Annotated in this window: 16 protein-coding genes; 7 read left to right on the top strand and 9 right to left on the bottom strand. The window is 70.8% G+C overall.

Annotated features, from left to right (window positions below; genetic code table 11):
• Window positions 1-320 precede the first annotated feature (320 nt).
• From ACZ7MG_RS41685 to ACZ7MG_RS41670, 4 genes are read left to right on the top strand one after another with little or no spacing between them, the layout of a single operon-like run.
• The gene (locus ACZ7MG_RS41685; RefSeq protein WP_471395935.1) at window positions 321-1,883 is read left to right on the top strand and encodes a TIGR02677 family protein; all 1,563 of its coding nucleotides are present in this window, start codon (window positions 321-323) and stop codon (window positions 1,881-1,883) included.
• The gene (locus ACZ7MG_RS41680; protein ID WP_471395933.1) at window positions 1,880-3,124 is read left to right on the top strand and encodes a TIGR02678 family protein; all 1,245 of its coding nucleotides are present in this window, start codon (window positions 1,880-1,882) and stop codon (window positions 3,122-3,124) included. The genes ACZ7MG_RS41685 and ACZ7MG_RS41680 overlap by 4 nt, the downstream gene beginning before the upstream one ends.
• Window positions 3,111-7,352: a TIGR02680 family protein gene (locus ACZ7MG_RS41675; RefSeq protein WP_471395931.1), complete on the top strand. Its 4,242-nt coding sequence runs from the start codon at window positions 3,111-3,113 to the stop codon at window positions 7,350-7,352. The genes ACZ7MG_RS41680 and ACZ7MG_RS41675 overlap by 14 nt, the downstream gene beginning before the upstream one ends.
• Window positions 7,309-8,595, top strand: a complete 1,287-nt coding sequence (locus ACZ7MG_RS41670; protein WP_471395929.1) for a Wadjet anti-phage system protein JetD domain-containing protein — start codon at window positions 7,309-7,311, stop codon at window positions 8,593-8,595. The genes ACZ7MG_RS41675 and ACZ7MG_RS41670 overlap by 44 nt, the downstream gene beginning before the upstream one ends.
• A gap of 77 nt (window positions 8,596-8,672) precedes the next feature.
• Here the strand turns inward: ACZ7MG_RS41670 and ACZ7MG_RS41665 are convergent, their stop codons facing one another.
• Entirely contained in the window at window positions 8,673-9,095 is a 423-nt protein-coding gene (locus ACZ7MG_RS41665; RefSeq protein ID WP_471395927.1) for a hypothetical protein, read from the bottom strand.
• A 213-nt stretch (window positions 9,096-9,308) separates the two neighbouring features.
• A complete protein-coding gene (locus ACZ7MG_RS41660) occupies window positions 9,309-10,463 on the bottom strand; it encodes a hypothetical protein (protein ID WP_471395925.1) in 1,155 nt (384 codons plus the stop codon).
• A 336-nt stretch (window positions 10,464-10,799) separates the two neighbouring features.
• Here ACZ7MG_RS41660 and ACZ7MG_RS41655 point away from each other — a divergent pair, with 336 nt between their 5' ends.
• A complete protein-coding gene (locus ACZ7MG_RS41655; protein WP_471395923.1) occupies window positions 10,800-13,142 on the top strand; it encodes a helicase associated domain-containing protein in 2,343 nt (780 codons plus the stop codon).
• Between the two features lie 99 nt (window positions 13,143-13,241).
• On the opposite strand, the gene ACZ7MG_RS41650 is transcribed toward ACZ7MG_RS41655, so the two are convergent.
• The 3 genes from ACZ7MG_RS41650 to ACZ7MG_RS41640 all read right to left on the bottom strand — a co-directional run bounded on the left by ACZ7MG_RS41650 (window position 13,242) and on the right by ACZ7MG_RS41640 (window position 17,581).
• Window positions 13,242-14,285 (bottom strand): AAA family ATPase, encoded by a 1,044-nt coding sequence (locus ACZ7MG_RS41650; protein WP_471395979.1) that lies wholly within the window; start codon window positions 14,283-14,285, stop codon window positions 13,242-13,244.
• Window positions 14,286-14,363: 78 nt separating this feature from the next.
• Window positions 14,364-16,814 (bottom strand): transposase, encoded by a 2,451-nt coding sequence (locus tag ACZ7MG_RS41645; protein WP_471946761.1) that lies wholly within the window; start codon window positions 16,812-16,814, stop codon window positions 14,364-14,366.
• An 8-nt stretch (window positions 16,815-16,822) separates the two neighbouring features.
• Window positions 16,823-17,581: a TnsA-like heteromeric transposase endonuclease subunit gene (locus ACZ7MG_RS41640; protein WP_471395920.1), complete on the bottom strand. Its 759-nt coding sequence runs from the start codon at window positions 17,579-17,581 to the stop codon at window positions 16,823-16,825.
• A 204-nt stretch (window positions 17,582-17,785) separates the two neighbouring features.
• On the opposite strand from ACZ7MG_RS41640, the gene ACZ7MG_RS41635 reads away from it, so the two are divergent.
• Window positions 17,786-18,109: a hypothetical protein gene (locus ACZ7MG_RS41635; protein WP_471395918.1), complete on the top strand. Its 324-nt coding sequence runs from the start codon at window positions 17,786-17,788 to the stop codon at window positions 18,107-18,109.
• Between the two features lie 46 nt (window positions 18,110-18,155).
• Window positions 18,156-18,773 (top strand): hypothetical protein, encoded by a 618-nt coding sequence (locus ACZ7MG_RS41630; RefSeq protein ID WP_471395916.1) that lies wholly within the window; start codon window positions 18,156-18,158, stop codon window positions 18,771-18,773.
• A 7-nt stretch (window positions 18,774-18,780) separates the two neighbouring features.
• Here the strand turns inward: ACZ7MG_RS41630 and ACZ7MG_RS41625 are convergent, their stop codons facing one another.
• The 4 genes from ACZ7MG_RS41625 to ACZ7MG_RS41610 all read right to left on the bottom strand — a co-directional run bounded on the left by ACZ7MG_RS41625 (window position 18,781) and on the right by ACZ7MG_RS41610 (window position 23,532).
• Window positions 18,781-19,848: a hypothetical protein gene (locus tag ACZ7MG_RS41625; RefSeq protein WP_471395914.1), complete on the bottom strand. Its 1,068-nt coding sequence runs from the start codon at window positions 19,846-19,848 to the stop codon at window positions 18,781-18,783.
• Between the two features lie 844 nt (window positions 19,849-20,692).
• On the bottom strand, window positions 20,693-22,159 hold the full coding sequence (locus ACZ7MG_RS41620; protein ID WP_471395912.1) for a UvrD-helicase domain-containing protein: 1,467 nt from the start codon (window positions 22,157-22,159) through the stop codon (window positions 20,693-20,695).
• Between the two features lie 75 nt (window positions 22,160-22,234).
• Window positions 22,235-22,711 (bottom strand): hypothetical protein, encoded by a 477-nt coding sequence (locus ACZ7MG_RS41615; RefSeq protein WP_471395910.1) that lies wholly within the window; start codon window positions 22,709-22,711, stop codon window positions 22,235-22,237.
• Complete coding sequence (locus ACZ7MG_RS41610) at window positions 22,711-23,532, bottom strand: DUF6083 domain-containing protein (RefSeq protein WP_471395908.1); 822 nt, start codon at window positions 23,530-23,532, stop codon at window positions 22,711-22,713. Before ACZ7MG_RS41610 ends, ACZ7MG_RS41615 begins: the two co-directional genes overlap by 1 nt.
• Window positions 23,533-23,746: the final 214 nt, after the last annotated feature.

The following is a 23,746-nucleotide window of genomic DNA, read 5'->3' as shown; positions in this document are numbered from 1 at the left end:
ACGCAACGCGCTCAGCGGCCTGGAGGAGGGGGTGCACCAGGCCGGCATTCGCGGTGCTGGGGTGCGAAGTCCCTGAGCGGACGCGGATGTATCGAGTCTCAGCCGCCGCACTGTCGAGGGGCAGCTGCTCGACCGTGGCCGGCAGGGATCCCCAGCATGCGGCCATACAGATGATCTGCATCGCATACTATCTGCGAGGTCACCTTGTTCACCGGACCACCAGGAGTGGCTTCCCGCACCGTTCACCTTCCCGGTCCAAGCGATGTGCAGACGCACTGCGGCAGGGGCGAACAGACCCGACCTCACGGTTTTCAGGATTCATGACCACTGCGTACGGCTTCCGCCAACGCATGCCCCTCGTCAACTACTTGACGCACCAGCATGCGGTGTACTTCCGACTCGCCCTGGATGTTCTTCTGGAAGAGGAGGCACGGCTCGGCATCCACCTTCCGACCGGCGAGATCGGTCAGGAGGTGGCCAAGCGGCTGAGCGGTGCCCCCGAGCTGCTGGCCGAGATGCCGCCGATCGACGGCCTTCTGGACTCGCTGAACGCCTGGGGCAACGTCACCCGCATCTACAACCTGCGGCGCAGCGGCACGGCGCAGGAGTTCATCCGCAAGGACTTCCTGTATCAGCTGACGCCCGCGGGCGCGCAGGTCCACAGGGCGCTGACGTTGATCGACCAGGAGCTGGGGGCCACCGGTGCTCTGCAGGCTTCGATGCTGCCGGAGGTCCTTGAGGCGCTGACCGCGCTGGTGAAGGCCGTGAAGGAGTCTCCGCCGGACCTGGCGGTCGCCAATCGCGCCTTCCAGCGTCTGGCCGGCGGCTTCACGCAGCTGACGGAGAACGCGAAGCTCTTCGTGCAGGGCCTCAACCGGTCCCTGGCTGTCGACGACGAGCTGGACGTGGAGGCGTTCCTCGCCTACAAGGATGTCGTCGTCGGGTACTTGCAGACCTTCATCCTGGCCCTGAGCCGGACCGGGCCGCTCATCTCCGGGCTGATCGAACAGGCCGAGGAGGCCGGCATCACGCGTCGGCTCGGCGACATCGCAGCCCTGGAGGCGGCTCCGCAACTGGGGGTTGCGAAGGAGGACATCGTCGCCCGGGACACCGACCGGCTGACGGGCCAGTGGGCGGGCGTGCGCAGCTGGTTCTTCGAGGGACCAGACCGTCTGCCGGTCGCGCAGACGCTGCAGGACCGCGCATCCGACGCGGTCAACCACATTCTGCTGACCATCCGGCAGATCAACGAGCAGCGGTTCCGCAGAGTCGACCGTGCGGCCGACCTGGTAACCCTGGCGACGTGGTTCGACGCGATGGGCGACAGCCCCCAGCCGAAGGTGGCGGCGCTGTGGCGCAGTGCGTTCGGGATGTACGCCGCCCGCCATCTGGGCACACCGCGACCACCGGATGACGACGAAGACGTCCTGCCGCGCGCCAGTTGGTGGGACGGCCCGCCCGCACCGGTCTCCGCGGCCTACCGGGCCTCCGGTCCCCGGATGCGGTCCGGTCCGCCGCCCCGGGTGCGCAGTCCGCGCCGTGCCAAGAGCATGCTCGCCGCGGAACTCGGCAGGCAGCAGCACGAGGAGACCTCCGCAGAACAATCGCTGGCCGCCCGCGGCCCCGTCCGGCTCTCCGATCTGGGGCAGCTGAATGACGCGGAGGCGGACGTCCTGCTGCGCTGCCTGGACTGTGTGCTCTCCGCGCCGGCAGACGGTGCTGGCGTGCGCAGGGCCCGGACCAGCGACGGGCGGCTCGCGATCACGCTCGCCCCGGTGGACGTGCCGTCCGCCCAGGCAGCGTCCGTCGCGATGCGTGGCGGACGGCTGCGGATCGCCGACATGGAGCTGACGATCCGCCTCGCCTCGAGGAGAACCGCGTGAGTGGCCACAGCCGCGAAGCCGCCTTCGAACGCAGCCAGATCATCCGGGCACTGCTGGTGAACCCGCTGCTGCACCGGCGGGGCCGCCACCTGCGCACCCTGGATCTGGCCCGCCGGCACCAGGCCGAGCTGAGGCGCTGGTTCGACCACCACCTGGGCTGGCAACTGCACGTGGAGCGCGACCGCCTCCGCCTGTTCAAGGTCCCCGAGGCGCCCGCGCGGCAGGACATCGAGGCGCCGACGGCTCGGCAGTGCGCCCTGTACTGCCTGCTGCTGGCGGTCCTGGAGGATTGCGGACAGCAGACCGTGATCAGCGAACTCGCCGGGAAACTCACTGCTGTGACTGCCACCCACACCGCACTGCGCCGCTTCGACGCCACCGCGCATCGGGAACGCTCCGACTTGGTGGCCATGGTGCGGCTGCTGTGCCGGCACGGAGTACTCACCCCCACCGGAGAAGCGGGGACCACTCGTGAACAGGAGAGGGAGTACGTCGCGGGCAGCGGCGACGCGCTGTACGACATCGACCACCGCACGGCCTCCCTGATGCTGGCCGCCCCGGTGGCCCCCGCCCAGGCGGAGGGACCGGACGAACTGCTCGGCACCCTTGGAACAGGACAGGGCAGGACAGCCGACGAGCTGACCCGGCAGGCTCTGATGCGGCGGCTCGTCGACGAACCCGTCGTCTATCTCGACGACCTCCCCGGCGAGCAACGGGACTACTTCCTCGCCCACACCGATGAGTTGCTGGCCGCCCTGAACCTCGGCCTCGACACCCGGGTCGAGGTGCGTGCCGAGGGCGCGGCCGTCATCGACGAGGAACTCACCGACCTGGAATTCCCCAAGGCCAGCGCACCCTCGTTCGCGGCCCTGGTCCTGGCCGACAGACTCTGCGCCGAGGCGGACAGCAGATCCCCGCGCCGGATGTTCGTGCCGCATCCGCGGCTGCTCGAACTCACCGCCGAGGTCGCCGCCGACCTGCTCAAAGTGATCCCCAACATCAGCGGCCAGCCGATCGATGCGATCCGCGTCAAGGACGCGGCGCTGCCCGTCCTCGTCCAACTGGGCCTTGCCGAACACGTCCCCGGAGGAATCCGCATCCGCCCGGGCCTGGCCCGCTACCGCGCCCAGCCCGGCCTCGGCGCCCGCCAGGGCGCCGAGAACCTGATGCTCTTCGGCGCGCCCGACCTTCCCAGCTCACCCGGCCTCCCCAGCGAAGACGACAGCGATGACACCCTCTGAGACGGCTGTGACCGACCCCGCCCTGCAACAACTCCTCGACGGCGGCCTGCCGATACCCGAGCGCGAGCGCTTCCAGCCCCTGCGCATGGGACTGCTCGGCATCTGGGAATACGACGAGCAGGTGTTCTTCTTCTACGGCGGCAAGCTGATCCTGCGGGGCCACAATGGCAGCGGCAAGACCAAGGCACTTGAGGTCACCAGCCCGCTCCTGCTCGACGGCATTCTGAGCGCCCGCCGCATGGACCCCTTCGGCAACGCGGCCCGTTCCATGCGCGACAACGTCCTGTACCGAGGACATGCGCAGCGGATCAGCTATGTGTGGACGGAATACGGCCGCGTCACCGAGTCCGGCGAGTTCGAGTACCTGACGGTCGGTATCGGAGTGCACGCGCTGGCCACCGGCAAAGCACTGCGCGACAAGTGGTTCTTCACCACCCCGCGCCGTGTGGGAGCGGATTTCTCGCTCTACGACGACGACCGGCGGCCGCGCAACCGCGCCCAACTGGAAGAGGTCCTGGGCAAGGAGGACGTCCACGAACGCGCCAAGCACTACCGCGAGGCGCTCGCTGCGCGCCTCTTCGGATTCTCCTCGTCCAGGCTCCTCGCGCTCATCGATCTCCTGCTGACACTGCGCCGGCCCAAGCTGAGCGAGGACCTGACGGTGGCCAAACTGAGCCGGCTGCTCAGAGACGGCCTGCCGCCCGTCAGCAGCCTGCTGCTGGAAGACCTCGCCGGAAAGTTCGACGAACTGGCGCGTGAGCGCGAGGAATTGCAGGCCCTGGTCGACAACAAGGCCCATGTGGACACGTTCTTGTCCGTCTACGGCCGGCTGGCGCGGCGGATCGTGCGCCACGAAGCCGAGGTACTGGTCGCCACCGGAGCACAGCGCAGCACCGCGCACCGGACCCGGCGTAAGAAGGCCGACGAACTCGGCGGGGCGCGGGACCAGGTGCGCCAGCTGGAGGCGGAGCGCGAGCGTCTCCAGCTGCACGGCCACACCCTGCAGACCCGTGTCAACGAACTGAACAACAGCCCGGAGATGAAGCAGCACGGGCTGATCACCGCCTTGCAGAAGCAGCAGGCCGCGGCCGAGGAACAGCTACGCAAATCCACCGCACGGCATGAAGAGACGGACGAGGGCCGCGACAGGGCCGCAGGCGAAGACGAGGCGGAACAGGGCGAGCTGGGAACCGCCCTCCAACAGCTGAACGCTGCAGATCAGCGGGCCGACCAGTGTGCGGCCGCCACCGCCCTTCACGCCGTACACCAAGGTCAGCGGCAGGCCATCCGCCACACCCCCGAGACGGCCCGGGACACCCTCACGGGCCATGTGACCTCACGGACGAAGATCCTCTCCCGGGCAGCCGAGCTCGCCGAGGACGTCATAGAGGCACACCGGAAGCACGGTTCGGCAGCCGACCTGTGCTCCCGCCTGGGCGAACGGCTCAACACAGCCAAACAGACCTGCGACGGGCAGGAGGAGAACCTGGCACAACGCATCCGTGAGCTGCGCGACTTCCTCGTCGAGTGGTCCGAACAGTGCCAGCAACTCCGGCTGACGGAACAGCAGTTGGGTGACCTCTTCGCGGCTGTACCCGTTCTGGGCCAGGACGGCACCCTCACTCTGGCCGAGCTGGTCGCAGCTGAGGCCCGGCACATCGAGGGGCCGCTCAACGCCACCCTCGCCGAGCAGACGGCGTCCAAAGACAGGCTCCAGACCAAGCACCGGGAGCTCACCGCGGAACGCGGCCGTGTCGCCGCCGAGGAGGACGCCCCGCCTCCGGCTCCCCTCACCCCGCGCCGCACACGGACGGCCGACCTCGGCGACGGTGCGCCCCTGTGGAAGCTGCTGGAGTTCGCGCCGACGGTGACCGGCCGGCAGGCGGCGCAGCTCGAAGCCGCCCTGTTCGGAGCCGGTCTGCTCGACGCCTGGGTCACCAGCGACGGCCGTGCTCTCGCCCGCGACACTCTGGAGACCGTACTCATCGCCCTCGACGAGCGGGAGGCACCGGCCCGCTCCGCTGCCGACGTCATCCAGCCCGTCGACCACCCGCTGGTCCCGGCGGCCGTGACCCGGCGCATCCTCAGCTCGATCGCTCTGGACGACCACGACACCACACACCCCCACCCCCTGCGTGTCGGAATGGACGGCACCTGGCGCATCGGCGCCCTCCACGGCCGCACCACAGGCACCGCCGCCGCCTACATCGGCGCAACGGCACGAGCCGCAGAACGCAAACGGCGGCTCGAAGCCCTGGACCTGCAGCTGTACACCCTGGACGCGAGCATCACCGAACTCGACGCTCAGATCACCGCTACCCGCGGGCAACTGGACCAGCTGGACACCGAGCGCGCCGAGACCCGGGACAAGGACCGCGGCGTTCGGGAGGCCCGGATCGCACTCGAGGGTGCCCGTGCGCTGTTCAGCGGGCTCGAACGGGAGCTGCAGCAGGCCCAGACGGACAAACACGGGCTGTGGGAGCAGTGGCAGGAGGCCCAGCGGCAGCTCGACGACTACGCCCGCCCCCGCGACGTACGCCCCGACCACGCCTCCATCCTGCAGGAGCAGCACTTCCTGGCCCGCTACGCCGACAGCGTCACCACGCTCTTCCATGCCGCCAAGGAACACCTCGCGCGGAGCGAGAGCGCACGCCGCTCCGGGCAACGCCTCATCGAGATCTCCGCACAGCTCCAACGGCGCGTACAGGAACTCACCGAGGCCCGCACCGATCTCGAGGACATCAAGGAGCAGCTGAGGGTACGAACGGAACTGGTCGGCGCCGACGTGGACACGGTCCTCGCCAACCTCGCCGCAGCCACCAAGGAACTTGCCGCGGCAAAGGACGCGCTGGAGGACAACCGCATCAAGTCCACCCAGATATCCGAACAGGTCGGCACCCTGATCGGCGCCGTCGACACTGCCACGAAGGAGTGCACAGCACTCGACGGACAGTACGACACCGCGGCGAAGAACTATCGCCGGCTGGGTGAGTGCGGGTATCTCGAACTGGCGGGCGTGAACGCGCTCGGCACCGACGGCATCACCGACGCCGAGACGCAGGCCCGGACTGCAGTGGCCCAGCTGGCCGACGAGCCCTGGAACGAAGACGCCCTCAATGCGGCACGCACCGACACCGACGCCCAGTTCAGACTCCTGCAGTCCGAACTCGACGGACCGGACTGGCGGCCCCGCGCCACCTACGAGGGCCCCCTCTTCCTGGTCGCCCTCGTGCACAACGGCGACAAGCGCAGCGTCCCCGAGGCGCAGGACATCATGGCCAACGAAATCCACACCCGTCGCAGCTACCTGAGCGACGAGGAACACGGCCTGTTCACCGAGGTTCTGCTGGGACGGCTCGGCGATCACCTCCGGCGCCGGCGCGCCCGGGCGAAGAGCCTCATCGAGCACATGAACACCCTGCTCCGACAGGTGCCCACCTCCTCCGGGCACCTCATGAAACTCATCTGGGAACCCGACCCCGGCCAGGGCCAGGACGTGCTGGACGCCCTGGATTCCCTGGACGGGCAGGCGAGCAAGCACCTGTCCGAGGACACGCGCGAGCGGCTCACCCGCTTTCTCGTCGATCGAGTACAGACCGCCCGGGACAACGAGAGCGGCGCGGACTGGCGGACCCATCTGCGCGAGGCCTTCGACTACCGGTCCTGGAGCCGCATCCGCATCCGCCACAAGGCCGGCCCCGACCAGAACTGGACCAATCTCACCGACCACAAGCAGCAACGAGGCTCCGGCGGCGAACAGGCCGTCGCACTCCAACTGCCCCTGTTCGTCGCCGCGGCGGCCCACTACCAGGGCGCGGCAGCGACCGCCCCCCGCCCCATCTACCTCGACGAGGCATTCGCCGGCATCGACACCCAGATGCGCGGGCGGTGCATGGGGCTGCTCACACAGCTCGACCTGGACGTGGTCCTGGCCAGCCACGACGAATGGGGATTCCACGAAGAGGTCCCCAAAGTGGCCACCTACCAGCTCTTCCGGCACTCAGGCCTGCCCGGCGTGCTGACCGTACCGACCCTGTGGGACGGCGCCGAGCGCCACGCCCTGCCGGACCCCGCCCTGCACCAGGACACCGCCTTCGATACGGGCCTCGACTGGGACGACGAAGAGGACCTCCTCGACGAGGAATTCGACCAGGACGAGGAGACCGGAACCGACAACGGCGACTGTGCGTTCGACGACGAGGAAGCCGACGATGACGAGGAGAGGTGAACTGCCCCCGGAACTGGCGCAATGGGCCAGCACCCCGGGCGGGGAAGTGCTCTGTGGGGCGCTGCGCCGCCGCATCGCCAACGGCGGCGGGCTCGACCGCAAGATGAAACTGGCCCTGACCGCACGGCAACGAGCCGACCTGGTAGATCTGTTCGGCACGAAGAGCCTGAGCGGCCCCCACGTACACCTCGACCGGATGAACCAGGTCCTGATGGAGGGCGCGTACGCACTCCCGCTGCGTCAGTTGCTGATCGGCGTCGATGGTCCCCTGCTGACCAGACGAGGCCAGGCCCGGTACCGCAGAATCGTCAAGAAGCACCGGATCCATCATGCGCGGACCACTCTGGCCGAGCGCATCACCGGGGTCCCCGAACTGGAAAAGGAACTGACGCTGCTCACCGCCCTGACGGACCCCGTCTCCTGGCTGCCGCCCGAAAACTCCACCGCCGGGACACGGAACTGGGGGACCTACAAAGCCGCTCTCAGCGCGGCCGCCGAATGGTTCCAAGGGAAGTCACGCCAGTGGACGTTCGCCGAACGCGAGCTCGCCGTGCGTGCGCTGGGCGGCAGCAAGCAGTGGACCCAGCCGGCCAAGAACGCCTTCAGCAAGGTGATCGGCGTGCCCTTCGACCAGGCGGTCTACACCGCCGACACCGGCATCCGGATGCTCGGCCCGGCCAACTGGCGGCTCGAGAGCCTGGTCGCGGACGCGGCTGCCGCGCGGCCGTTCGTGGACGTCCCCGGCAAAGCTGCCGCCACCCAGGGCACCCTCGACGTTGCTGCCGACGGCGTGCTGCTGATCGAGAACCAGGAGACGTTCCAGGCACTCAGCCGCACCAGCGTTCCGGAACAATGGCTGTGCATCTGGATGGAGGGCTACGCCTCAGAGGCTCTCGTCATGTTCCTCACCCGTCTCCCCGACATCCCGGTGACCGCATGGGGCGACCTCGATCCGCCCGGCATCGACATCATCGCGAAACTCAGCGCCAAGAGCGGCCGCACCATCATCCCCGTCGGCATGACCCCCGAACTGTACGCAGCCGGATACATGCTGGAGGAGGAGGACGAAGCGCTCGCCGCCTGGCGCGAACAAGCCGAAACGCTGACTGTCACGGCACCAGCGGAGTTTCGCCCGCTGGCCCGCGCCATCGCCGACAACAACGGCTACCGCTGTGAGCAGGAAGGCCTGCACGAACTCGTCCTACCCCACCTGCACGACCGACTCAGGAGCATCCTCGCCTGACACGGCGGGGCGCCGCGCGGGAAACGACCGCTCCCCGTACCCCCATTCGCACGCACGGCACTGTCGCAGTCGCGCTCCTACAGGCCAGGTCCTTGCCCCGCCACGGCGGCTGACGGTCGGTTTTGCAGGCGTAGACCGGATGCATGGAGCCCGGGGACGTCCTGTGCCCCGGGGGCGGCACAATGTGGGGCGATGAGGCCTCCCGGCCGGTCATCGCGGGTGCGGATGCGGCCGGGTGCCCCGCAGAACTCACAGGTGCGCTCCGCCTCCGCCTCGGCGCAGGCGATCAGCGTACGCCGGGTCTCGCCGCTGCCCGCCGGCCGATCCACGTAGACGCGCAGGCCGCCGAGCTTCTCCTTGAGATCGAGGAGATGGTAGCCGGGCAGGACCGTACGGATCTGTTCGTGCAACCGCTCCAGCAGCTGCCGCCAGCCCGGCCCCACCGCGTGTATCCGCGCGGGGATCTGGACCGGGTGTGCGGCAGCGGAGTCTTCGGGCATTCCCTCATCCTCGCGTACAGCGCGTCCATGCAGGCCATGCCCGTGTGCGTGGCGCCTCGTCGCCCGACCCGGACGGGGCGGCCGGGTGGCTGAGCCCCGACGTACGCAACGCCGAGACGCCGCGCCGTCCGAGGAGGTGGACACGAACGTCGCCCGGGGCGATCCGTGGACGGGCGGCGGGCTGGGGCGCGCAGCCTGTCCAAGGCTTGGGTCTTACGCGCGGCCGCCCAGAGTCCAGCCTCCCGGGGCGGGAAACAGCTCGGTGGTGATCATCTGGCCCAGCTTCCAGGGCAGGCAGGAGCGTTTGTCGAGCGTCGCCTCCAGTGTCTGTTCGGTGTGCGGAGCGTGCACCGGCAGACGCCGATGGCGGCCGTGGGGCGGCCGCTCCGCCATATTCGAGGTCTGGCGGGTGCGCCGCGGCTCGGGCAGGAGCGGATGCTGGCCGGCCCAGATCTCGACCACGTCCAGGCCCTCGGCCGGGATGGCCCACTGCTCGAGGAGCAGCCCGACCCGCTCCAGCCAGGCGTGGTCCTCGTCCGAGGTCAGGGTGCGGCGCAGGCGCCGCCGTTCCCGCGCGGCCAGCATCTGGGCCAGGTGGACCGCCTCCGGGTAGAACACCAGCGGCGCGACGCGCAACTCGTCGCGCCCGCCGTGTCCCAGTGCGCGTCTGCGGGCCTGCCACACCGGCGCGTTGAGAGTGGAGACGTTCCACCAGCACGAGACGATGGCGTAGGCGTCCGCGAACATCGCGCGGCCGCCCGCGCCCAGGCGCCGCTCCAACTGCAGCCGCAGCCGATGGGCAGTGACGACCTCGGGCAGTGCGGTCAGGGGGAGGGCGGCCGTCCCGGGTTCGCGGCGGTTGTCCAGCCAGCGGCCGTGGCGGGCGCACACCTGCCAGGTCGCATCACCGGCCAGGTAGGCGTCCAGGCTGGTGCGCTTGGTGCGGGCGCACAGCTCGCACACCCGCACCAGGAAGCAACCGTCCGTGTCCCAGGGCCAGTCCCACACCGGCGGCCCGTCCACCGGCAGCAGCCGGTGGCTGCGCAGGTTCGGCAGCGCGCGCTGCAGCTCGGCGACCCGGCGGCCGGCCATGACGGCGAGCCGCTCCAGCGCCGCCGGGTTCAGATACCCGTCGCCGTAGCGCGGGTCGCTCGGGCACCCGCCCTGGCGCAGCGGGGTTCCGAACATGAGCCAGAACTCCTCGTCCGGGATGCCGCCGTTGAGGTCCGCCAGGCGGCGCGTGTAGGAGCCGGTCGACTCTCCACCGATGAACGGCATCACCGACCGCCCCAGCCGCTTCGCCGGACGCCAGGCCTTCGTCCGGCGCGGCCGGGCCCCGCGGGCACGTGGAATACGGGCCGCTGTCACAATCACACACCTCCCACAGCACCTGCCCTCAGCGGGCGCCGCTCTTCACCGCCGGTCCGAACCGAGCGCGACAGCCGCGGCCGCCGGCAGCAGACAGGCGAAGCCAGCGAAGCGACACCTCCCTCTGCCCGGCTACTTCTCTACGGCCTCGGGCTGCCGCACGCAGTGCGTTCGGCCACCGCGTCCCGCACCGGACGCGTCTTTGGCCGAAACCTGTCGATGTCCCGCCCGGAGCGGCGGGTCCGCCGGGTACATTCCCGCGCGATCTGAGGGCTCGGCCCACGGCGGCCCGGCCCGGCACGAGGCGGCGCCTTGGCAGCTGGGTGAGGAGAGGGTATGGAGTTACGCGAGCACCAGATCGAGGCGCTCGCCGCGATCGAGGCCGCCGTGGCCGCCGGCGAACAGCGCATGACGGTGGTGGCCGCCTGCGGCACCGGCAAGACCCTGATCGCCCAGCAGGCCGCGCAGCGTCTGGCCCACCAGGGCGCCGTGCTGGTGCTGATGCCGACGAAAGCCCTGGTGACGCAGACCATCAGACGCTGGCGCGAAGCCGGCCGGGTGGGGCTCGCGCTCGGCGTCTGCTCCCTGCGCCAGCGGGAGAGCGGACTGTCCCCCGGCGAGGCGGTGATGACCCGTCACCCGCGGGCGATCGCCCGCGCGATGCGGGTCGGCGGCCCGGTCATGGTGTTCGCCACCTACGGCTCGCTGCACCACATCCAGCGTGCCCACGAACAGCACGGCCTGCCGCCCTGGGACCTGGTGATCGCCAACGAGGCCCACCGCACCTGCTCCGCCTTCGGAGACGGCTGGGGCACCGTCCACGACGACAGCGCGATCCCCGCCAAGACTCGTCTGTACATGACCGCCACGCCCAGGATCTGGGGCGCCCCGGCCCAGCCCGAGCTGCTGCCGTTCATGGAACGCATCCCGCTGGCCACCATGGACCACCGCGAGATCTTCGGCCCGACCGTGTTCGAGCTGGGCATGGCCGAGGCCATCGAGCGCGGCATCCTGGCCGACTACCAGGTCATCATGCCCATCGTCGACGACAGCGACCTGCACGCCATCCTCGCCGCCCGCCGCCCGGCCACCAGCGCCCACCACAACGGGCTGCGCAACGCCGCCGTCCAGGTCGCCCTGCTGCGGGCGATCGCCGAACACCGGCTGCGCCGCGTCCTGGTCTTCCACAACCGCGTCGCCCTCGCACAGGCCTTCGCCACCTGGCTGCCGGCCACCGCCCTGGAGGTCGGTGAGGAACTGCGCATCGAGAACCTGTGGGCGCAGGCGATCCACGGCCAACAGCCCAGCGACTGGCGCCGCGACCTGCTGGACGACTTCGCCGACCCGGACCGGGACTGCGCGGTGCTGTCCAACGTGCGGGTGCTGAACGAGGGCGTCGACATGCCCGACGTCGACGCCGTGGTCTTCGCCGACCCGCGCTACAGCACCATCGACGCCATCCAGGCCGTCGGCCGCGGCCTGCGCCAGCCCCCCGGCGCCGGGAAGAAGACCACCCTGATCTTCCCCGTCTACCTCCACCCCGGCACCGACACCGCCGACCTGCTGCACAGCTCCGCGTTCGCGAACCTGATCACCCTCCTGCAGGCGCTGCGCGCCCACGACAGATCGTTCATGGACCGCATCGCACTGCCCGCCCGCACGCGCTCCACCGTCTCGGCGCGGCGGGCCGTCTTCTACGCCCATCCCGAGCGCGCCGCTCAACTGGCCCGCGCCCTCGGCCTGGAGATCACCCTGCCGGCCATCGGCACCTGGGACCAGGCCCTCGCCTCCGCCACCCGCTACCGCACCGGCTTCGGGCATCTGGACGTCCCCGCCGACTACACCGACCCGGACGGCTTCGCCCTGGGCGAGTGCGTGCACAACCTGCGGCTGCGCCACTTCCTGGACCGCCTGCCGGCCGAACACCAACAGGCCCTGGACGCGCTCGGTCTGCCCTGGACCGTGCCGGCGCAGACCTTCGAGTCCATGCTGGAGCACGCCCGTACCTGGGCGGCCGAGCACGGCCACCTCGCCGTCCCCGTCAAGGCCGACATCGGCGGCCACCGGCTGGGCACCTGGCTGGCCACCCAGCGCCGCAAGGCCGCCGCCGGCCGGCTGCCCGACGCCCACCAGCAGGCACTCGCCGCCCTCGACCCGCACTGGAACGTGCCCTGGATGGACTGGAAGCGCAAGTACGCCCGCGCCAAGGCCCTTGCCCAGACCGCCGGCTGGCGGTCCACCTCGCGCTCCTCCAAGGACACGAGCCGGGAGGACCGCATCACCATGAACTGGATCTACAAACAGCGGCTGAAGTTCTTCCGCCTGGACGATGCCCAGCAGGACCTGCTGCTCCAGCTGGGCATCCCGCCCCTGCCCGACGGCGTCTACTACGACAGCCACCACGACCCCGAACGCCACCGCTTCTACGAGGGATTGGGACACCTCGGCGCGTTCCTGGCCCGCGAAGGCCATATCGACGTTCCCCGCCGCCACCAGGAGCCGTGGTGGTGGGGCAACGGCGGCGAGCAGTCAAAAATGTTCCCGCTGGGGGAGTGGATCCACCAGTGCCGCAAGCACCCCGAGGTGCTCACCGAAGAGCAGCGCCGCGCCCTGGAAGCGCTGCGCATGGTCTGGGACCCCGGCCTGGGACGCCGCAAGCGCCCCCAACCGCCCCGCTAGCCACAGTCAGCCGCGGCCACGCCCAGGCGACCGCGAGCCCGTCACCCGCCCCCACCGCCGCCGCTCCCTGCCGCCCGGAGCGGCGGGGGCGGGAGCAGGTCACAAGTGCACGACACCACCGAGCGGGATCGAGTCCAACAGCTTGGGGGTGATGCGCTCCTGCTTGGAACGGATGGCCTCCTGCGCCGCCTGGCAGATCAGATGCGACAGCATCCGCATGTTGCCGCGGCTGCGGGTGTGCAGGTCCTGCGACAGCTCCAGCAGGTCCCCGCGGGTGTGCCGGTACAGCCGCAAGTTCTTGTCGAACCGGTCGACGATGACGGCGAACGTGCGGGTCTCCTCGTCGCTGAAGCCGATCCGGCTGGTGCGCAGCAGCGGGTGATCGCCCCACGGCTGCTCGTTCGGTTCCAGGGGCGTCTCGTTGTCCCGAGTGAGCGGGTCGACGATGGAGCGTGCGCCGCGCCCGCAGTAGATGAACGTGGCACCAGTCTCCTCGCTGATCATGTCCAGGTACTGGAACGCCAGTTCCGCCTCCACCGCGGTGCGCAGCCGCTCGATGCCGTCGATGAGGACGAGCAGGGTGCGGGCCCTGCGCATCGTACGGATGACAGACTCGGTGGGATCTCCGCTCTCGCGTGCCTGGCCCAGAAATCGAGCGAAGGCGCCCGCCCAGTTGCGGATGCCGCGCGCCGTCGGCGGCACGTTCAACGTGATCACCGGGATGCGGTTCTCGTCCGGCCCGTACAGCTTGGCCAGCTTCTGTTCCCAGTGCACGCCGATCCACCGCAGCAGGGCGCTCTTGCCGGTGCCGCGCGGGCCTTCCACGATGATCCCGACCTTGCCGCCCTCACGCTGCCGGTTGGCGGACACCCGCGCGGCCACCACCTTCAAGGCTTCGGTGATCGCCGGCGTGACCACGATGTTCATGTGCCCGTGGTAAAGCAGCCGCGGGTCGTGTTCGGTGACCTTCGTGCCCTCGGGCGCGCAGTCGGCCAGATCCGGCGGCTTGGCCAGCCGGGCGGCCAGCGCCCGCCAGGCATAACAGTCCTCGGGCCACAAAGGGGCCGGCGGGGCCAGGAACATCGGCTCCGGTTCGCTCATGCGGGCCAGCAGCAGCTCTTCGCCGGCCTTGTCCGCCTCCATCACGAAGTCCCCTTCCCGCTCTCTGTCCAGTCGGCGATCCCGGCCCGCCGGGGGCGCCCAGATCGCCTGGCACGAGGCTCACGCCACGCCGTCACCATCGTCGTCACCGTCCTCCTCGTCGGTGGTGTGCGTCTGGCGGATGTCGGCGATGATCCGCCGGTAGCGGGCAGCCCGGTCCTCACCGCCCTCACCAGCCGCCCCACCGGCCGGGGCGCTTTCCCAGGCGGCGAGCGAGGCGTCCGGGGCCACCGGCCCGCTGTCCCAGTCGATGACCGCCTGCGCCTGGCCGGCCGCGTACAGGCCGGTGTCGTCCAGCGCCAGCGGATACCCGTCCGGCTCCGAGCCCAGCCGGTCCCCGTGCGACTCCGCGTCCAGGGCCAGCAGTTGAGAGCGGTCCAGTCGGTCGCGCCCCGCATACGGGTCGAACGCCGCGGCCGGCGCCGGCGGCGGCACGGGCGTGTAGCCGTCGGGCAACTGCACCTGTCCGGTCCGGTCCGGGCCCTCGGCGGCGCGCTCCAGCAGTTCGGCGAGCGCCTGCGCGATGGCTTCCTCGTCGATGATCCGGCCACCCCGCTCGAGATGCTGGGAGGCGGCGATGTCCCACAAGAACTGCGTGAACGGCTGCCCGACCAGGTGCTGGTGCACCCACGTCGCCTCCACCCACTCGTTGGTGTCATGGTTGCGCAGCCACACCCTCGACAGGTCGTTGGGCGTGTACCGCAGCTCCCAGCGGCCCTTTCTCCTGCCCTGCAGCCCGGAGCGGACTTCGCGGCAGGGGTTCAATCCCTTCTTCGGATCGCGCTCGAGGTTGTCGTAGGTGCGGTTCTTGAACCGGATGCCCTGCTTGCTCACCCCCACCCAGGCGGTCGGCAGCAGCCGCAGATAGTCGTCGCGGGTCAGCGGGATCGGCAGATAGCCGTCGACGGCCACGCAGGCGGCGTACATCTGGTTCGGCGTCAGCTCGGGCAGGTAGGCGTCGTAGGGGTCGGCGAGCTCGGGGTGCGGCGTGTTCTGCCAGTCCAGCGCGATCCACTGCTGGAGCATGTCGTCGAGTTCGGCCAGCGTCCACAGCCGCTCGCCGTCCACGGTCCGCCGCACCCGCACCGGATCGTTGCCGGTGTAGGTGTTCACGTGCTGGCTGAACTTCGATTTCACGGTTCCGAAGGTGCGCTCCACGATCGACTTGTCCTGGCCCGTGCGTTTGCGCGCCGGCCGCACCGAGATGCCCAGGTACTCGCAGGCGTCGAAGAAGGTCCGCCCGGCGAACACCGTGCCGTGGTCGATGACGATCAGATCCGGGATGATCACCGGCCGGGCCGCGGCCTGCGCGAACCGGGCATCGACGGCAACCAGTTCCTCGAACGGCAGGTCGGAGGCGCTGGCGTGGACGGCCGCGTCGAACCCGGGCCGCATCGGTGCCGGCACCAGGGCCTGGGCCAGCAGCTCGCAGGCATCCACCGCCTTCGTCGCCCGGCCCTTGCGCCGCGGCGCTCCCACCAGGCCGCCCTGACCTCCCTTGCGGCGTTTGCCCCGCCGCCCGGACTGCTTGGGCCGCACCACGGCGGCGATGATGCTGCGGGTCGCCACACACACCGCGCAGGTCAGTTCCACCCGTGCCGGCTGACCGTCGTCACCCAGCACCCAGATGTCCAGATCGGTCGAGTCGATCTGGACGAGCTCGCCCGGCATCGTCGCCGACGTCACCGAAAACGGCGGCACCGACCCCGGGCCCGCCAGACGGCGACCGCCCCGGCCGCCCAGGTCTCTGGCATCGATGCCCAGCCGCTGCAGCAGTTTGTACAGCGTCGGCTCGGCCGGGACCTTGACCGACTCCCCGTGCGCGGCGCGCACCGTCCGCCGCAGCTGCTTGAACAGCTTGCGTGCGTCGCTCGGCGTATCCATGCGCCGCCGCTGCCGGTCCACCAGCATCAGCAGCTGGTCCACCACCCGCGCATCGGTCAGCCCGTACAGCCGCCGCTGCTTGGTACTGCGCCCATCCACCAGCACCGCCACGGTGCGCTTCCTGCGGTACGCCAGCCGTTTGGCCTGCACCGTCTGCCAGGACACCGACCAGCCCAGCACGGCATGCAGCTCCGCCGCCTTGGCCTGGTAGCGCTCGATGAACGTCGTGGTGGCCGGGTCGTACATCGGCCGCGGCCGCGCCCCCGCGGCTGCGTCGGGCGGCAGCCCGGTGTCGACCTCGATGACCGCCCGCCACCACGCCTGCGCCGCTTCCGCCGCAGAGACGGGGACGCCCTCCAGGGCAGCGAAGTCGGGCAACTCGGCCTGGACGACGGGCTGCCCCGCATCGTCCAGGACCGCGAAGTCCACGGCGGCGGCCAGCACCGCCAACGGCACCGACACCGGGGCCTGGTCACTGCCGACGGGGACCAGATACACCGTCACCCCGTCCAGGCCGGCCACCGCATACACGCTGCCGCGGCAGCGCACCCGGTCGCCGCGCACCAGAACTCCGCGCGGCGCACGCCGCACCACCAGCGACGCCCGCTCCACCACGGACGCGCTCAAGGGCGCCATCATGGCTGCTCCGTCGTGAACGGCCGACGTACCACGTCCGGTTCCCCCGCACCCAGCGGCCCCACCAGCGACCCGGGACCGAGCGGCACACCCCAGTCCACGCCCAGCCGCCGATGCCACAGCATGTGATAGAGCCGGGGCAGGGCCAGCATCCGCGGCACCCCGCACTGCGCCACGCCCTCCATCAGCGGCCGCGGCCGGGCGAAGGCCTCGCTCAGCGCGGCCTCCACGCCCGCCTCGCCGTACCGCCAATGGCGCCGCCGCGAGACCCACCGCAGATTGAGCAGCGCCACCGCCCCGGGCAATCGCGGCACCGCGAGCTGCCAGCCCGCCTGCCCGCACGCCTCACGCAGCACCGCCAGCTGCCGCTCGAACCTCTCGCTCGGCCCCTTCTGAGGCGGGCACGCCACCACCAGCGTGCCCCTGGCCGCGGTGCGTACGAAGAAGTCCGGCACCAGCTGCCGCTCCCGGCCCCGCTCGCGCCAGATCAGCTGCCCCGACCAGGCGCTGAAGCCGGTCACACCCGGGTGGAAGTCGAGCAGCATCGCCGTCGCCAGCCGCTCCAGCGACCGGCAGCCCACATGCCGCCTGGTGGTCGCCGCCCACCACCAGGTGACGATGCTGCGCTGCGAGGGATGCCGCGACGGCTTCCACACCTCGCCCCGCTCAGCCAGCGGAACACCGGCCATCCGCTCGACCGGCCGGGTCCGCCGCACCCCGTACCGGTCCTGATGGAGAACCCGCAACTCCCGTGCCATGAACGCCCCTTGCATCACGCGGCCACACGTCCGTCAGACCTCATAGCACACCGCCCGCCCCGCTGCCCCTGCCGCACGACGCGTTCCGGACAGCATCAGGCCCGCCCGGCAGCCCGCCTCCGGCCGAGCGGCGGCCACCGGCACACCGCGGGCCGCCAACTCGCCCCTATTGACAAGTGATTCGCGATTCGCGATAAATAAATCATGCAGCATGCGGAGGAGTTGCGGCGCCTGTCGGCAGGAGTCTTCGGCAACCGCTACCGGGCCGAACTCATCGCCGCCCTGGCCGCCGCCGGCGACAGAGGTGTCTGCCTGGGGGACCTGGCCATGGACCGGCAGGTGCCGGCGAGCGTCTACCTGCCGCCGGTTCACACACTGATCACGCTCGGCCTGGTCCAGCGGGTCCCGCCCACGGCCGGGCAGCGGCGGCGCTTTTACCGGTGCTGCGGCAGCGCCCAGGCCTGGCAGTCGCTGGCCGCCACCGTGGCCCGGCTCCAAGAACACCAGGCACCGCCCAGCGCGGCCTAGCCCGCACCGGTCAGCAACCACGCAAGCAGAGCCGAAAGGGGGCGGCATGGCGGCGCCGACAGCACGAGCACGGGCCTTCGTCCAGCACGCCTCGGCCCCCCTGGTCGGCCAGGGCGCGCAGCTGGCCGAGACAACCATCGAGGGCAGCCGCAACACCCTCGTCTTCTACCGGCGCGATCACCTCGAATGCGAGCGCCGCCGCGCCCAGGGGGCAGCCGAACTCGGCATCGCAGACCTCACGGTCCTGCTCGACCTCCCCGCCGACCTCCCCGTCCGGCTGAACTCACTTCCCACCCCACTGCGCGAACAGATCCGCGCACTGCCCCGCGGTGCCGTGACCCTCACCGGCGAACACGTCTGCCGGCGAGCGGTACGCCCGCTGACCGTGGACCTCGCCATCGTCCGCGCCCGCAGCACCCACTGGGAGAAAGGATTGGCCCGCGCCAGCCGCTTCAAGCCGTTCGCCCGCCGCGCCCTGCTCGTCGAACCGCCCGCCCACGCCCGCGACGAACTGCTGATGCGATCCGCCTACCTGGGCATCGGCATCCTCGAACCGACCGCCGAGGGCCTTGCCTGGACGCTGGCGCCCGAGCCCTACCGGCCCCGCCGCCATACCCCCGTCGCCTGGCACTTCACCGAGCAGCTCCACGCCCGCCTGCCCTGACGCCCCGTCAGCCGACGTGCTGCGCCGCCCGGTGCGCGGGCAGTTCGGCCCACGCGGACAGGTCCGGGGAGGCGGTGAACCCCGGCAGCTGCTGGATCCGGGCATTCCACACCGCCGAGCTGTCCAGCGCCTGCCGGCACTGCTGCCGCCACCACGCCGCACGGTCGGCGGCGTCGACCGCGCGCAGCTGCCGCACCCACACCATCAGCGAGCACGCGTTGTGCCCGGCGGCCGGGATCTGCTGCGCCATGCTGGTGAACCGGTCCAAGGGCTCGCCCCGGCACTCCTCGCACGAGCAGGCCGGGGCCTCGCCGTCGAACCGCTTGGCCAAAGTGAGCCCGAGGAAGAAGTCCATCAGTTCCGGGAACAGGACGGCCGGGCTGCCCGGGCCGCCCCCCGATGCCGCTTGCGCCGACGCCGGCGGCACGGTGTGGCGCATGCTGCCGTCGCCGCCGAACGCGGTGAAGCCAGCACCCCGCGCCAGACCGCCGAAAGCACCAAGGCCCGCGCGCAGCACCCCGACGCCCGGCACCAGCTCCAGCAGCCGTGCCAGCCCCGCCGCCCCGCCTCGTGCATCCGGCCGGCCGCCCACCAGGACCGCCTTCGGCCCCGCGACCCGGTGCAGCACCTCGGCGAGATACTCCAGCGGTCCCGGATGCAGCCAGCTGGCGTCGACGGGCACCGCGAACACCACCCGCGGGTCCCCCAGGCACGTCACCCGTGCCGCTGCCGCCTCAAGCGCGCCGGTGGCCCCGGCGTGCAGATACCCGGTCGGCGTCACGGCGAGGTCGGCGAACGCGAGGTGAGCCAGCATCAGGTGCTCCAGCGGATCCCCGAACAGCGGCGCAGGCCCGTTGTCCAGGCTCGGGAAGGGCGCTTCCTCGCTGGCCGCAGCGACGCGATAACAGGCCTCGTCGACCAGCAGGGCGGCATCGAAGCCGTCCTCCCGCAGCTGGACGGCCTTGGTCAGCGCCCCGTCCCCGGTCAATACCAGGCCGCTCGAGGACGGATCGACCCGACCTCGGTAGCGCGCCGCGCGCCGATGGCCGACCTGCAAGAGCACCCGGTCCGCCACGGCTGCGGGAACTGTGCCGCTGAGAGGAAGAGGCGCACGTGCTGTCATGTTGCCTCCGCGCAGGTCGACAAGGCGCAAAAGACGCTGAACGCAGGGCCTGCGGCAGGCCGGGGTGCGAGCGTGGCACAGCAGGCGCACAGGCCCATCGCTCAACTCCGGGCACAGTAACAGCACTTGCCCGAGCGGAGGGGCCGCTCAGGTCAACAGCCGCCGGCCGGGCGGCCGGACCTGAGGAGGAAGCAGCCCAAGCCGCTGTATCTGATCACTGCCTCGGCGAAGACGAAGACGTGAGCGGGAAGAACCCGAAGCGCTGGCCATGGGCCTCGCGGCTGAACATGTAGACCTGCGCCCGATCGAGGATGTCCGGGGGCGGGTCGGTGTTCTCCGCGACGACGGCCTGGCCGTGGAAGGACTGGAACTGACGTGTGATTCAAAGTGAGTCGGAAACGCAGGCCGGCGTGTGTGACCGCTGCGGGTCGGTGATCATCTGGTGCCCAGCCTACGAAGGAGCCGGCGCCCTCGACTCAGGGTGAGCAGAACTGTACCTGTGGCTTGGTGCATTCGGTCTTCCAAGATCACGCTGATGACAGCAGCATCGAGGTCACCCGGGTACGGCAGTGCTCGAAGGCGGGAGACCGGAGCCGGGCGATGCCGGCACGCGTCTTCTTGCCGGATTGGCCACCCAGGTCATGCTCGACGACGAGCGCCGTTCCGTCTTGACGGTTTTTGCGTCTGCCGCAGCCCCTGCCCGCGGATAACCCGGTGGCTGTGGAGGCGGGCAACGGCGCGATGCGGCGACTGAGCAGGTGATGCCGCAACAGGGCCTGAGTGACCGGGAGTTGACTCAAGAGCCGGACAGGCGGGCGAGGTGGGTGTTGATCCAGGAGAGGCCGCCGAGGTCGAGGTGGCGGCCGCGGGTGACGGCGACGTAGGCGAGGCGGGCGTCGGTGTCACTGACGGGTTCGGGGACGGGGCGGCCCTGGGCGTCGTGCTGGTCGGTGTCCTTGGGCGGGGGGAAGTCGTCGCCGATCCGCACGGTGGGCCATTCGCGGCCCTTGGCGGAGTGGGCGGTGGAGACGGTGACGTCGGCGGTCTTCTCGTCGGTGAGCTGGTTGATCGCGGTGAGGATGGCGTCGGGGCCGTGTGTGTCGACGAGGTTGACGAAGGGCTGCAGGTCGCATCCGGCGGGGTCGTGTTCGGCGTACTCCTGCAGCTCGCCCCAGGAACCGAAGAGAACGAGTTCGGGATGGGTGGTGGGGCGTCCTTCCTGGAGGTCGCGGGCGGCGAGCGCCAGTGCGGCCAGGGCTTGTGCGCCGCGGGTCAGGGCGACGCGCCGGCCCTCGGTGAGCAGGCGCATGACTTCGGTCATGGCACCGATGTTCGTGCGGCACAGTACCGCGTCCGGCCGGGCCAGATCGCTGGCTTCCGCTGCGATGGCCGTGCTGCCGGTCAGCCGGATGGGGGCCTCGGCGAGCTCCAGCCACCGGTTTGCCTGTTCGGCGATGACAGGGCCGAAGCGGAAGGACTGTGTGAGGGCCAGCTGCACGGCGTCGAAACCGGTCATCACGTCGCGGGCGCCGCGCCAGCCGTAGATGGCCTGGGCGGAATCACCGACCATGACCAGCTGCGCATGGTCGCGCTGGGCGGAGAAGACCTGTTCCAGGACGGGGTTGGTGTCCTGGGCCTCGTCGAGCAGGAGGAAGTCCGCGTTGATCTGCGGCTCGGTCAGGGCCCACATCTTCAGGTAGTGGTCGTGCTCGAAGCGAACCACTCCCTGGTTGGGGTTGTGCAGGTCGGCCCAGGCGCGGCGGGCGAACGGCAGGACCGCTTCGGCGAGTTGGGCGTGTTCGCCGGGGGTTCCCAGGCGGCGCAGGGTGGGGACGTGGTGGCGGCCCACGGCGCGGTCGGCCGAGTAGCAGAAGCGGGTCACGGTGCGCAGCACGGCGTAGGACAGCGATCTGGTGCTGATCTCGTGCTCGCCGATGCGGACGGGCCGGGTGATGCCGAGCGCCTGGCCGGTCTTCCAAGCGGGCTGGCGGGGACTGTTGAGACGGCCGGTGTAGCGGTGGCCGAGGGCCGCGTATGCGGTGGCATGCGCGGTCTTGCACTGCACGGTGCGGGGGAAGCGGGCTGCGGCGTCCTGGGCGATGCTTTTGTTGAAGGCGAGGTAGCGGCCGCGGCGCTGGGTGCTGGTGGCGAGCAGGGCGAGCGTGGTGGTCTTGCCCGTGCCGGCGCCGGCTTGCAGGGCGAGGTGGTGGCCGGCGCGGAAGGCGTCGGCGGCGTGGGCCTGTTCGTCGGTGGGCGTAGGCAACTAGGACTCCGCGAAGGACAGAGGACGGCATGCATGTCCGGGGCGTGTGACGGGGATGACGCAGGGGGCGCTGTGTCAGCGGGGTGTTCGGCGGTGTCGGCTCAGGACGTGGCCGGCGCAGGCCAGGACTTCGTCGAGCGTGTGGTCGGCGAGCAGGGCCTCGAGCCGCCTCTCCAGCGCATGCAGGCGATCACGCTCCCGCGCTGCTGCAGCCGCGGTCACCCGCTGGCTGAGGAACTCTGCCGGCCGCTGGCCCCGCGCAGCTGCTATCCGGCGGATGGCGGCCATGTCGCTCCGGCTGAACGCGACGTTGAGCCGTACCTGGCCGTCGCGGTCCGCGTAGTGCGTGCTCAGGACGTCGACGGGCAGCCGGGAGTCGAGGCGGCGCCGCAGCGTGTGCAGAGCGTTCCCCGGGCCGTGGGCCCGCTGCAGGGCCATCAGCCGGGTGCGGTCGGCGTTCACGGCCAGCGGCACGTTGCGGCCGGCGCGTTTGAGCTCGCTGGGGGAGAGGGGCCGGGTCAGCAGGATCTCGACGGCGTGGTGCCGCATCATCACCGCACCGCCTTCGGTCCGCGGCCCGACGGCCTCCGGCGGCCGGCGGCGGGGAGGCGGGCGTGGATGTGCTCGTGGTGGATCAGCGGGTCGAAGGGCTCCCAGTCGGCCACCGCCAGGTCGGGGACCGTCGGACTGGCCGCGTGCTGCGGGCAGCGCTGGGCACGCCAGCGCAACTGCTCAACGTAGGGGAGCGGACTGAGGTCGTAGAGGGCCATCACGTCGGCCGGAAGCGCCAGTTGGCCGGCTGCTGCTGTGGCCGGGACCAGGGTCCAGATCCCCGCAGGAGTCTCAGGAGCAAGCAGCGGGCGCGGACAGCGGTCGCGTCGCCGGGTCCGGGCAACACACCGGATCGCCTCGATGGGGCAGGCGGCCAGGTAACGGACATACAGCAGTTGCACGATCGGCCGGGCCGGCCGGCACGCGGCCGACTGCGGCGCAGGTTCGTTCGGCGGGCTGGCCGGCGGGACGAAAGCACCGGTGTCGATCATGCGGCGGGTGTGCACGGCCAGAGCCCTGCGCAGCCCCGCCAGGCCGATGGCTCCCGCCGGGGCATCCCGTGCGGGACACAGCAGAACGTGCGGAAGACGGCACCAGCTGCTGTTGTCCCCGGCCGGATGGGCGACACCGGAGCTGACGTGCCAGCGGCAGGCGGCCGGGACCGCGGCGGCCGGCAGCTCGTGCGGATGGAGACGGACCATCCGCTCGTCACTGCGCTGGTACCACTCGATCCGGTTGCCGCACTCGCGGCAGCGGCCGTTCTGGCCGCAACGCAGCAGACGGCTGCCGCCACCGGGGAACACCCGCAGTGAATGATGCACGGGAACGGCAACCGGGCTGCCGTCCCGGTGCCTGACAGAAGACGAAGGCCGGGATCGCATGCGAGCGAACCTGCCAGCCAACACGCCGCACGTGCGGAACTGGCACCGCAGTGTCGCCCGATCAGCCCTCAGCGGGGCAACTGGTGTACGGAGAGGCGCTCGGGTGTTCGGTGCGGCGTCGCCGTTTCAGGTGATCTGCGACGGCCTTGTGCGG

Source organism: Streptomyces sp. NPDC107538 (assembly GCF_055657445.1).
Note: the sequence above shows the minus strand (reverse complement) of the source record. Positions and strands in the feature narration are given on the sequence as shown.